The following is a 12,216-nucleotide window of genomic DNA, read 5'->3' as shown; positions in this document are numbered from 1 at the left end:
TTACTTCTGCTCTTGGGCTGGAGGAACATCGCCAGTATTAGTGGCTCCGCTCTTCTGCTCCTGGAGCACCGGTACATCATCTGTTGCCGGTTTTTGCTGCTTCACTTCCAACACTGCTGGATCTGGCAACCCTACTTGAGTCAGCTCATGAGCTTTCTCTTTAGCAAAGTATCCTAACCCAAGAGCAGTTAAGAAGAAAGAGGCAGCTAGTATAGCAGTAAACTTACTCAGAAAGGTAGCAGAACCTTGGCTTCCGAACACAGTATTTGAAGCACCTGCGCCGAAAGATGCACCCGCTTCCGCACCTTTACCCTGTTGCAGCAACACCAGCACTACCAAACCCAGTGCGCCCAACAGATGAAACACAACGATGACTGTTTCCAGCATTTTTCAGTTTCCTGCGGCGCGACAAATTGCACCGAATTCGTCTGCGTTCAGGGACGCCCCACCAATCAGGCCCCCATCGATATCCGGCATGCCGAACAGTTCAGCCGCATTGGCCGCCTTCACGCTGCCGCCGTATAGAAGCCGCACATTCTTCGCGACTTCGGCATTCTCTGCCGCCAGCTGAGCGCGGATGGCTGCATGCACATCCTGAGCTTGCTGTGGCGTGGCCGTCAGACCCGTACCAATGGCCCATACAGGCTCATAAGCAATCACCGCTTGGGTGAAGGCATCAACACCGAACGCTTCGATGATGCTACCCAACTGACGCCCGACAATCTCAAGCGTTTTACCCGCTTCGCGCTCTTCGAGGGTTTCCCCTACGCAGAACACCGGCTTCAAACCACAAGCCTGTGCCGCAGCGAACTTGCGATTAAGCACTTCGTCGTTCTCGCCAATGATCTGGCGGCGCTCGGAGTGCCCAATCAGTACCAGCTCGCAACCTGCCTCAGCCAGTTGACTCGGTGCAATTTCACCGGTCAGTGCGCCTTGCTCAGGCTGTACCGCAGAATTCTGAGCGCCTACAGTGATCGACTTGCCCTGCAATCCATCAACCACTTGATTGATGTACAGCGAGGGAGGAAACACCGCGACCTCAACACCGCTCGGCAAGGCCTGATTACTCAAGCTCTTGATCAGCTCAGCGACGCTGGCGCGGGTACCGTGCATCTTCCAGTTACCAGCTACCATAGGGCGACGCATGCTGTACCTCGTCGGTCAAAGTGGGCGCAGATGTTACCCAACCAAATCACTGCTGGCAAGCGTATTTCAAACGCAAACATCACTTACCAGTTTTGCCAGGGTTTCGGCATGGGCGCGAACCTGACTTTCGTCGTCGCCCTCGACCATTACCCGCACCAAAGGCTCTGTTCCGGACTTGCGCAACAACACGCGACCACGCCCGGCCATTTCCTCGGTTACCCGGGCAGAGGCTTCTTTCACCGCCGGATGCTCCAGCGGGTCGACCTTGCTTGCGCCGAAGCGCACATTGATCAGGACCTGTGGGCACTTGCGCAGGGCCTGACGAGCCTGAGCAAGGGTCTCACCGCGACGCTTGAGGGCCATCAGCACCTGCAGCGCAGCAATGATCGCATCACCGGTGGTGGTGTGGTTGAAGCAAACCACATGCCCCGAGTTCTCGCCGCCGAGCACCCATTCGCGCTCCAGCAGCTCGGCCATCACGTAGCGGTCACCTACTTTGGCACGCACGAAGGGGATATCCAGGTCCTTGAGCGCCAGCTCCAGGCCCAGGTTGCTCATCAGGGTGCCAACCACCCCGCCCTGCAACTTGCCACGCTCCTGCAGGTCACGGGCGATGATGAACAGCAACTCATCGCCATCGACGATCGCACCGGTATGGTCAACCATCAGCACCCGGTCGCCGTCGCCATCGAAGGCAATACCCAGGTCGGCATGACCGACCAGAACTGCTGCCTGCAGCGACTCGATATGAGTCGAGCCACAGCCTTCATTGATGTTCAGACCGTCCGGCTGCGCCGACAGCACCGTGACATCGGCGCCGAGCTCGCGGAACACACTTGGCGCCACCTTGTAGGTAGCACCGTGAGCACAGTCGACCACCAGCTTGAGGCCCGCAAAATCGGTACTGGTCGGTACACTGCTCTTGCAGAATTCGATATAGCGCCCGGCTGCGTCGTTGATTCGCGAGACCTTGCCCAGCTTGCTGGACTCGACCACGGTCATTGGCTGATCGAGCAACTCTTCGATCATCAGCTCAACTTCGTCCGGCAACTTGGTGCCCTGGCCGGAGAAGAACTTGATGCCGTTGTCGTCATGAGGATTGTGCGAGGCACTGATGACAATGCCTGCTTCAGCATGGAACGTGCGGGTCAAATAGGCGATTGCCGGGGTCGGCATTGGCCCAAGCAGCATCACATCTGCACCTGCGGCGGAAAGACCGGCCTCCAGGGCTGACTCGAACATGTAACCGGAAATACGTGTGTCCTTGCCGACCAGCACCCGACAGGCACCCTGTTTGCGAAACGCCATGCCCGCGGCCCAGCCGAGCTTGAGCATGAAATCAGGGGTGATCGGGTATTCACCGACGCGGCCACGAATACCGTCGGTACCAAAATATTTTCTGCTCATAGATGCTCCATCACGCTTATTCGGCGGTTTGAACCGCTGCAATCATCCGCACTACATCGGCGGTTTCGGCGACATCGTGAACACGCAGGATGCTCGCACCCTTGGTCATCGCCAACGCAGCCAATGCCAGGCTGCCGTAGAGTCGCTGTTCGACCGGACGATCAAGGGTCTGTCCGATCATGCTCTTGCGCGAAACACCCACCAACAATGGGCGGCCAAGGCGATACAGGAACTCCATGTGTTTAAACAGGCTGAGGTTGTGCGCAAGCGTCTTGGCAAAACCGAAGCCCGGATCGAGGATGATCCGTTCGGCATCAATACCCACCGCCGCACATGCCACCATCCTTTGCTCAAGATAGCTCGCCACTTCGACGGTGACATCTTCGTAATGAGGATTGTCCTGCATGTCGCCCGGTTCGCCACGCATATGCATAAGGCACACCGGCAAGCCGGTTGCCGCTGCCGCATCCAGGGCGCCATCACGACTGAGTGAACGAACATCGTTGATCAAGCCAGCACCGAGCCTGGCCGACTCGCGAATAACCGCGGGCGTCGAGGTGTCGACTGAGATTACCACGTCCAGCTCGCGATTGATCGCTTCGACCATCGGCGCTACCCGCTCCAACTCTTCGAGCACAGAAACCGCCCTGGCACCAGGCCGGGTGGATTCACCGCCTATATCGATCAGGGTTGCACCGGCTGCGACCATTGCCTCGGCATGACGCAGCGCTGCATCCCGCTGATTGAAGCGGCCGCCGTCGGAGAAGGAATCGGGAGTGATATTGAGAATACCCATGACATGGGTACGGGACAAATCAAGAACCCGGTTGCCGCAAGGCAACCGGGTTGGGTACTGCTGTGAGGTCATAAGAGCCCTTAGATTTGCGCCGCTGGGCCGCCGATCGGCGATTCCGGACGATCACCTTGCTGCGCAGGGGTGCCCGAAGTGCCTGATCCACCTTCCCAGTCACGCGGCTCACGTGGAGTGCGACCAGCCATGATGTCGTCGATCTGCTCGGCATCGATGGTTTCGTACTTCATCAAGGCATCGGCCATCGCATCAAGCTTGTCACGGTTGTCCGTGAGGATCTGCCTGGCAGTGGCGTAGCACTGATCGATGATGCTGCGCACCTCGGAATCGATCAGCTTGGCGGTTTCACCCGAGACGCTAGCGTGCTGGGAACCGGCACTGCGACCCAGGAACACCTCGCCTTCTTCCTCGGCATACATCAGCGGACCGAGTTTTTCAGACAATCCCCACTTGGTAACCATGTTTCGGGCAATCTGACTGGCACGCATGATGTCGTTGGAGGCGCCGGTAGTCACACCGTCAAAACCAAGGGTCATTTCCTCAGCGATACGACCGCCATACAGCGAGCAGATCTGGCTGATCAACGCACGCTTGGACAGGCTGTAACGGTCCTCCTCCGGGAGGAACATGGTGACACCCAGGGCACGACCACGCGGAATGATCGAAACCTTGTAGACCGGGTCATGCTCAGGCACAACGCGACCGACGATGGCGTGACCGGCTTCGTGATAGGCGGTGTTCTGCTTCTCTTTCTCGGACATGACCATGGATTTGCGCTCGGCACCCATCATGATCTTGTCTTTGGCCAGCTCGAACTCTTTCATCTCGACAACACGTTTGCCACCACGAGCAGCGAACAGCGAAGCCTCGTTGACCAGGTTGGCAAGGTCAGCACCGGAGAAACCAGGGGTACCACGGGCGATAACCGCAGGATTGACGTTCTCGCCGACCGGCACCTTGCGCATGTGTACTTTGAGGATCTGTTCACGACCGCGGATATCCGGCAGCCCGACCACAACCTGACGGTCGAAACGACCAGGACGCAGCAGCGCCGGATCGAGCACGTCCGGACGGTTGGTCGCGGCGATAACGATGATGCCGTCGTTCATTTCGAAGCCGTCCATCTCTACCAGCAACTGGTTGAGAGTCTGCTCACGCTCGTCGTGACCACCGCCCATGCCGGCGCCACGGTGGCGACCAACGGCGTCGATCTCGTCGATGAAGATAATGCACGGTGCGTGTTTCTTGGCCTGCTCGAACATGTCGCGAACACGGCTGGCACCAACACCGACGAACATTTCGACGAAGTCGGAACCGGAGATAGTGAAGAACGGCACCTTGGCTTCACCGGCAATGGCCTTTGCCAGCAGGGTTTTACCGGTACCCGGTGGGCCGACCATCAGCACGCCACGAGGAATACGACCGCCCAGGCGCTGGAACTTGCCTGGATCGCGCAGGAACTCTACCAGTTCGCCGACTTCTTCCTTGGCTTCGTCGCAACCCGCGACATCGGCCAGGGTGGTCTTGACCTGGTCTTCGGACAGCAGGCGCGCCTTGCTCTTGCCGAAACTCATCGGCCCGCCCTTGCCGCCTGCACCACCTTGCATCTGGCGCATGAAGAACATGAATACGGCAATGATCACCAGGATCGGGAAGCTCGCGACCAGCAGCTGGGTCCAGATGGACTGTTGCTCAGGCTGCTTGCCTTCAACCACGACGTGGTTGTCGACCAGATCGCCGATCAGGCCGTTGTCTGCAATGGCAGGACGGATGGTCTTGAAGCTGTCGCCATCAGTGCGCTTGCCGGTAATGACATAGCCATCGACCGCTACGCGCTCGACCTTGCCATCCTTGACCTGCTGAATGAAGTCGGAATAGTTGAGGGTCTGCGGCTCATTCGGGCTGGAGAAGTTGTTCATCACCGTCACCAGGACAGCCGCGATGATCAACCACAGGATCAAGTTCTTTGCCATATCGTTCAATTAGCTACCCTCTGAAGCCGGCTGACGGCGCAGCCGTGCCTCGCATGATATTCACCGGCCTAACTTACTACATAACCTGCACATCTGCAGGCGCCGTCTGTAACCCTTTGTGAAACCTAGACTACACGATGTTCATCCAGGTCAGGCAGGACGGCCGATTGGAAATAACTATCGGACACCCTGAAAGCCACCAGCCTGAAGCCTTACTCGCCGCGATAACCGCGCGCCAGCATGTACTGCTCACGGGAGCGACCCCGCGAGGAATCCGGTTTGAGCATTATGATCTTGTCGAACTTTTTACGGGCATCTTTCAGATACACGTCAAATCCTTCGCCCTGGAAAATCTTGATCACAAAATCGCCACCGGGCTTGAGCACCCGGGCTGCCAGGTCGAGCGCCAGCTCGCAGAGGAACATGGCCTTGGGCATGTCCACGGCAGGCGTACCACTCATATTGGGGGCCATATCGGAAATCACAAGGTCTACATGTGAATTACCGACCGCCTCGAGAATCTGCGCCAGAACTTCATCCTGAGTAAAATCGCCACGAATGAAGGTGACATCCGGAATGCTGTCCATTTCCAGGATGTCAGAAGCAATCAGACGACCCTGACCGCCGATCAGACGGCTGGTCACCTGCGACCAGCCACCAGGGGCCGCGCCGAGGTCGATGACGCTCATGCCAGGGCGGATCAAACGGTACTTTTCCTGGATTTCCAGCAATTTATAGCTCGCACGCGAGCGATAACCATCCTTTTGCGCCTTTTTGACGTAAGGATCGTTGAAGTGTTCTTTCAGCCAGCCAAGGCTTGTCTTGGAACGCGCCACTGGGCACCTCGATGATTAGGGTCGTGATTAACTGGGCGGATCCACGGGCCCTCGGGTAAAATGGCCGCCATTTTTACAGAATCAGACACAAGGGTCAGATTATGCCGCTCAATAACGAGCAGAAGAAACAGTACAAATCCATTGGCCACGATCTGAAACCAGTTCTGATTGTGGCAGGCAATGGGCTGACTGAGGGCGTTATCGCCGAACTCGAACGCGCTCTGGCCGATCACGAACTGATCAAGGTCGAGATTCGTTCGGAAGACCGGGAAGAACGTGCTGCCGCAATCGCCGCGCTGTGCAAGGCCGGCCGCGCCGAACTGGTACAGACCATCGGCAAAAAGGCGCTGATCTACCGCCGCAACCCGCAGCCGAACAAGCAGCTGTCGAATATCCATCGCTACAAGTGATGGTCGCCGCGGTCAGTGGCGCGCTATGCGCGCCCTGCCCGGCACCGGCTGCATGACCAGCAGCAAGCCGGTAATACCCAGAACCAGATAACAGAACAACTGCCAGCGCAGCTCTTCGGGCAATCCCACGCGCACGGCAAAATACGCCATACACGCCAGCATCGCCATCAACAGCAACTGCCCTCGCATGTCCCGCCACAGACTGGACAGGCCCTGCGCCTGAACCAGCACCAACACCTGTACACCTGCGCAAAACGCCGCAAACGCCACCAGCAATGATGCCATCAGACTGCCAATATCTTCGATCAGCAGCGGCGCCAGGCCAACTTTACCCAACGCCGGCAGCAGACAGAAATGCAACATCCACAGGCCACCAACCCAGAACACCTGGGTCAGTTGCCAGATCACCGTGGCCGCAGCAAAGCCGCGGCGGCGGTCAGATGTGCTTGACTTCGACAATCTCGTACTCGACCGTCCCGCTTGGCGTCTTGATCACCACGGTATCACCCTCTTCCTTGCCAATGATGGCACGGGCGATCGGAGCGCCGACCGAGAGCTTGCCATTCTTGACGTCAGCTTCGTCCTCACCAACGATCTGGTAAGTCACCTGCTCGCCGGACTCGGTGTTTTCCAGGTCCACGGTGGTGCCAAAGATCACCTTGCCGGTGTGGGCAATGGTGGTGACATCGATCACGACCGAGTTCTGCAGACGACCTTCGATATCGCGGATACGCGCCTCGACCATACCCTGCTCTTCACGGGCAGCGTGGTACTCGGCATTCTCCTTGAGATCGCCCAGCTCGCGGGCTTCGCCAATGGCCTGACTCAGGCGCGGACGCTCGGTCTTGCTCAGGAAAAGGTGCTCTTCCTCCAGGGCGCGAGCGCCCTGGACGGTCATCGGGTACTTGGTAATGCTCATGCTTTGAGTCCTGCATGCAGATCCTGCAAGCGGCGAACGGTCTTTTCCGGACCAAATTTCAGCGCTTCACAGATGGCTTCACCGGCCGCAATGGTGGTGGTGCAGTAAATCTTGTGCTGCAACGCATTGCGACGAATCGAGTAGGAGTCAGCGATCGACTGACGACCTTCGGTGGTGTTGATGATCAGCGACACTTCGTCGTTCTTGATCATGTCGACCACGTGCGGACGACCTTCGGTCACCTTGTTCACGCGACGCACTTTCAGGCCAGCCGCTTCGATAACCTTGGCGGTACCGACGGTGGCAACCACTTCGAAGCCCAGGGCGATCAGGTCACGGGCAACGCCGGCCACTTGTGGCTTGTCGTCGTCACGCACGCTGATGAACGCGGTACCGCCGGTTGGCAGTACTTCGCTGGCACCCATCTGGGCCTTGGCGAAGGCTTCACCGAAGCTGTCGCCGACACCCATGACTTCACCGGTGGATTTCATCTCTGGGCCGAGGATCGGGTCAACACCCGGGAACTTGGCAAACGGGAACACCGCTTCTTTGACGCTGTAGAAGTTAGGAATGATTTCCTCGGTGAAACCGATTTCTTTCAGCGATTTACCGGCCATGACGCGCGCGGCGATCATCGCCAGCGATGTGCCGATGCACTTCGAGACGAAAGGCACGGTACGCGAAGCGCGCGGGTTGACTTCGATCACGTAGATCTTGTCGCCCTGCAGGGCCAGCTGAACGTTCATCAAGCCGACAACACCCAGCTCAAGCGCCATCTTCCTGACCTGCTCACGGACTTCGTCCTGAACATGGGCTGGCAGCGAGTACGGTGGCAGCGAGCAAGCCGAGTCACCGGAGTGAACACCCGCCTGTTCGATGTGCTGCATGATCGCGCCGATGACTACGTCCTTGCCGTCGCAGACCGCATCCACGTCCATCTCGATGGCGCAGTTGAGGAAGTGGTCGAGCAGCACCGGGCTGTCGTTGGAGACTTGTACCGCTTCACGCAGGTAGCGCTTGAGCTCGTCCAGCTCGTAGACGATTTCCATCGCACGGCCGCCCAGCACGTAGGACGGGCGCACCACCAGTGGGTAACCGATAACACCGGCGGCACGAATTGCTTCGTCTTCGCTGCGCACGGTGGCGTTTGGCGGCTGCAGCAGGTTCAGACGCTGAACCATGTGCTGGAAACGCTCACGGTCTTCGGCACGGTCAATGGCGTCCGGGCTGGTGCCGATGATCGGCACGCCGGCTTCTTCCAGCGCACGCGCCAGTTTCAGCGGGGTCTGGCCACCGTAGTGAACGATTACGCCTTTTGGCTTCTCGACGCGAACCACTTCCAGCACGTCTTCCAGCGTCAGCGGCTCGAAGTACAGGCGGTCGGAAGTGTCGTAGTCGGTGGAGACGGTTTCCGGGTTGCAGTTGACCATGATGGTCTCGTAACCGTCTTCACGCAGGGCCAATGCCGCATGTACGCAGCAGTAGTCGAACTCGATACCCTGGCCGATACGGTTAGGACCGCCACCCAGGATCATGATCTTGTCGCGCGTCGACGGGTTGGCCTCGCACTCTTCCTCGTAGGTCGAGTACAGGTAGGCGGTGTCGGTGGCGAACTCGGCGGCGCAGGTGTCAACGCGCTTGTAGACCGGGAACACTTCCAGCTTGTGGCGGTGACGGCGCAGGTTCTTGTCGGTGATACCCAACAGTTTGGCCAGACGCTGGTCGGAGAAGCCTTTGCGTTTCAGACGCAGCATCAGGTCCTTGTCGATGGCCGACAGGGCCAGGGTCTTGACCTTCTCTTCGTCCTTGATCAGGTCTTCCATCTGCACCAGGAACCAGTGATCGATACCGGTCAGGGCGAAGATTTCGTCGCAGGTCATGCCGGCACGCATGGCGTCGGCCACGTACCAGATACGCTCGGCGCCCGGTACGGTCAGCTCGCGCTTGAGGATGCTGTTGGCATCCGGGCTGGTCAGGTCAACTTTCGGGTCCAGACCACTGACACCGACTTCCAGACCGCGCAGGGCTTTCTGCAGCGACTCCTGGAAGGTCCGGCCGATAGCCATGACTTCACCCACGGATTTCATCTGGGTGGTCAGGCGGGCGTCGGCTTTCGGGAATTTTTCGAAGGCAAAGCGCGGCAGCTTGGTGACGACGTAGTCGATCGACGGCTCGAAGGAAGCCGGGGTGCGGCCGCCAGTGATGTCGTTCTGCAGTTCGTCGAGGGTGTAACCGACAGCCAGCTTGGCGGCGATCTTGGCGATCGGGAAACCGGTGGCTTTCGACGCCAGGGCCGAGGAACGCGATACCCGCGGGTTCATCTCGATCACGACCATGCGGCCGGTGTCCGGGCAGATGCCGAACTGAACGTTGGAACCGCCGGTTTCAACGCCGATCTCACGCAGCACCGCCAGGGAGGCGTTGCGCATGATCTGGTATTCCTTGTCGGTCAGGGTCTGTGCCGGTGCAACGGTGATCGAGTCACCGGTGTGCACGCCCATCGGGTCAAAGTTCTCGATGGAGCAAACGATGATGCAGTTGTCCTTTTTGTCGCGGACCACTTCCATCTCGTACTCTTTCCAGCCGATCAGCGACTCGTCGATCAGCAGTTCCTTGGTCGGCGACAGGTCCAGACCACGGGCGCAGATTTCTTCGAACTCTTCACGGTTGTAAGCAATACCGCCACCGGTGCCGCCCATGGTGAAGGACGGACGGATGATGCACGGGAAGCCGAGCTTCTCGAGCACTGCGTTGGCTTCTTCCATGCTGTGGGCGATACCGGAGCGCGGGCACTCCAGACCAATGGCCTTCATCGCCTTGTCGAAGCGCGAACGGTCTTCGGCCTTGTCGATGGTATCGGCGTTGGCACCGATCATTTCTACGCCGAACTTTTCCAGGACGCCTTCGCGCTCCAGGTCCAGGGCGCAGTTCAGAGCGGTCTGGCCACCCATGGTCGGCAGCAGTGCGTCAGGACGCTCTTTTTCGATGATCTTGGCCACGGTCTGCCATTTGATCGGCTCGATGTAGGTGGCGTCGGCCATGGCCGGGTCGGTCATGATGGTGGCTGGGTTGGAGTTCACCAGGATGACGCGGAAACCCTCTTCGCGCAGGGCTTTGCACGCCTGGGCGCCGGAGTAGTCGAATTCACAGGCCTGGCCGATCACGATCGGGCCAGCGCCGAGAATCAGGATGCTTTTAATGTCTGTACGTTTTGGCATGGGTATCACTCAATTCCGCAGGTCAGTCGGCAAGCCGCTTTGAACATTCTTGGGACAGCACCTGAACGCGGCTTGCACCGGTTCAGGGCCTTCTCGCAGGTGCTCAGCGGCGCTTGGCCATGGCATCGATGAAACGGTCGAACAGTGGCGCGACATCAGTCGGGCCCGGGCTGGCTTCAGGGTGACCCTGGAAGCTGAAGGCGCTCTTGTCGGTGCGCTCGATACCCTGCAGGGTACCGTCGAACAGCGACTTGTGAATGGCGCGGACGTTGCCCGGCAAGGTGGCTTCGTCGACCGCAAAACCGTGGTTCTGGCTGGTGATCATCACCACGCCGGTGTCCAGGTCCTGGACCGGGTGGTTGGCACCGTGGTGACCATGACCCATTTTCACGGTCTTGGCACCGGAGGCCAAGGCCAGCAGTTGGTGACCGAGGCAGATGCCGAAGACCGGGATTTCGGTTTCGAGAATGTCCTTGATCGCCTGGATCGCGTAGTCACATGGCTCCGGATCGCCAGGGCCGTTGGACAGGAACACGCCATCAGGATTGAGCGCCAGGACTTCGCTGGCCGGGGTTTGCGCCGGCACTACGGTCACGCGGCAACCGCGCGCTACCAGCATGCGCAGGATGTTCAGCTTGACGCCGAAGTCGTAGGCAACCACGTGGTACGGCAGCTCGGCGGCATCGATGGTCGCGTGGCTGTCGGTTTTCAGCTCCCAGACGCTGGAGCGCCATTCGTAGCTGGACTTGGTGCTGACAACTTTCGCCAGGTCCATGCCCTTGAGACCAGGGAAACCGCGAGCGGCGGCAATTGCAGCCTCTTCGCTGATGTTGTCGCCGGCGAGGATGCAACCGTTCTGCGCGCCCTTCTCACGCAGGAGACGCGTCAGACGACGCGTGTCGATACCGGCGATCGCTACCACGTTGTGGGCTTTGAGGTAGTCCGGCAGCGACTGTTTGTTGCGCCAGTTGCTCGCAATCAGTGGCAGGTCGCGAATCACCAGACCGGCCGACCAGACACGGTCGGACTCGGCGTCTTCCGGCGTGGTGCCAGTGTTGCCAATGTGCGGGTAAGTCAGGGTAACGATTTGCTGCGCATAGGAAGGGTCAGTCAGGATTTCCTGATAGCCGGTCATTGCGGTGTTAAACACCACCTCACCAACGGTTTGACCGTCGGCTCCAATGGCTTCACCGCGAAAAATGCTGCCATCAGCAAGGGCGAGTATGGCTGGCTTAGTCAAGAAGACCTCCCGTAAATCTAGCCTGAAGGGGCGATCGCAGGTTGCAAAAAAGCGGAATGACGTATAGACACGTCACCCCGCTTTCTTCGTCGAATTATCTGCGCGCTTTTAGTGGACACACTAAAGCTGTAGCTTACAGAAAAACGCTTTTTTGGTCTACCACTGATGTGCCTGAAAGGCGCAGGAATGCGACAGTGGGAGCGGGCTTGCCCCGCGATGCGGTGCAACGGGCTATCAGCAATCGCGGGGCAAGCCC

The 12,216-nt window shown here is 58.9% G+C and carries 11 protein-coding genes; 1 reads left to right on the top strand and 10 read right to left on the bottom strand.

Annotated features, from left to right (window positions below; genetic code table 11):
* From secG to rlmE, 6 genes are all read right to left on the bottom strand, one after another.
* Positions 1-387, bottom strand: a complete 387-nt coding sequence (gene secG, locus ACO6VD_RS25500; protein WP_400170285.1) for a preprotein translocase subunit SecG — start codon at positions 385-387, stop codon at positions 1-3.
* 3 nt (positions 388-390) lie between these two features.
* A complete protein-coding gene (gene tpiA, locus ACO6VD_RS25495; protein WP_422422677.1) occupies positions 391-1,146 on the bottom strand; it encodes a triose-phosphate isomerase in 756 nt (251 codons plus the stop codon).
* 66 nt (positions 1,147-1,212) lie between these two features.
* Positions 1,213-2,553: a phosphoglucosamine mutase gene (gene glmM / locus ACO6VD_RS25490; RefSeq protein ID WP_422422676.1), complete on the bottom strand. Its 1,341-nt coding sequence runs from the start codon at positions 2,551-2,553 to the stop codon at positions 1,213-1,215.
* Positions 2,554-2,569: 16 nt separating this feature from the next.
* Positions 2,570-3,421, bottom strand: coding sequence for a dihydropteroate synthase (gene folP / locus ACO6VD_RS25485; protein WP_422422675.1), 852 nt, complete (start codon positions 3,419-3,421; stop codon positions 2,570-2,572).
* Between the two features lie 8 nt (positions 3,422-3,429).
* Entirely contained in the window at positions 3,430-5,337 is a 1,908-nt protein-coding gene (gene ftsH, locus ACO6VD_RS25480; protein WP_400170289.1) for an ATP-dependent zinc metalloprotease FtsH, read from the bottom strand.
* Between the two features lie 212 nt (positions 5,338-5,549).
* Complete coding sequence (gene rlmE, locus ACO6VD_RS25475; RefSeq protein ID WP_422422674.1) at positions 5,550-6,173, bottom strand: 23S rRNA (uridine(2552)-2'-O)-methyltransferase RlmE; 624 nt, start codon at positions 6,171-6,173, stop codon at positions 5,550-5,552.
* A 101-nt stretch (positions 6,174-6,274) separates the two neighbouring features.
* Here rlmE and yhbY point away from each other — a divergent pair, with 101 nt between their 5' ends.
* Positions 6,275-6,583, top strand: coding sequence for a ribosome assembly RNA-binding protein YhbY (gene yhbY, locus ACO6VD_RS25470; RefSeq protein ID WP_038606752.1), 309 nt, complete (start codon positions 6,275-6,277; stop codon positions 6,581-6,583).
* Between the two features lie 12 nt (positions 6,584-6,595).
* On the opposite strand, the gene ACO6VD_RS25465 is transcribed toward yhbY, so the two are convergent.
* The 4 genes from ACO6VD_RS25465 to carA all read right to left on the bottom strand — a co-directional run bounded on the left by ACO6VD_RS25465 (position 6,596) and on the right by carA (position 11,960).
* Complete coding sequence (locus tag ACO6VD_RS25465; RefSeq protein WP_422422694.1) at positions 6,596-6,991, bottom strand: MFS transporter; 396 nt, start codon at positions 6,989-6,991, stop codon at positions 6,596-6,598.
* Positions 6,992-7,019: 28 nt separating this feature from the next.
* Positions 7,020-7,502, bottom strand: coding sequence for a transcription elongation factor GreA (greA, locus tag ACO6VD_RS25460; RefSeq protein ID WP_422422673.1), 483 nt, complete (start codon positions 7,500-7,502; stop codon positions 7,020-7,022).
* Positions 7,499-10,720, bottom strand: a complete 3,222-nt coding sequence (gene carB / locus ACO6VD_RS25455) for a carbamoyl-phosphate synthase large subunit (protein ID WP_422422672.1) — start codon at positions 10,718-10,720, stop codon at positions 7,499-7,501. Before carB ends, greA begins: the two co-directional genes overlap by 4 nt.
* Before the next feature lie 103 nt (positions 10,721-10,823).
* Complete coding sequence (gene carA, locus ACO6VD_RS25450; protein WP_422422671.1) at positions 10,824-11,960, bottom strand: glutamine-hydrolyzing carbamoyl-phosphate synthase small subunit; 1,137 nt, start codon at positions 11,958-11,960, stop codon at positions 10,824-10,826.
* Positions 11,961-12,216: the final 256 nt, after the last annotated feature.

Origin of the sequence: Pseudomonas sp. GZD-222, assembly GCF_049310525.1 — a bacterium.
Lineage (GTDB): Bacteria > Pseudomonadota > Gammaproteobacteria > Pseudomonadales > Pseudomonadaceae > Aquipseudomonas.
Note: the sequence above shows the minus strand (reverse complement) of the source record. Positions and strands in the feature narration are given on the sequence as shown.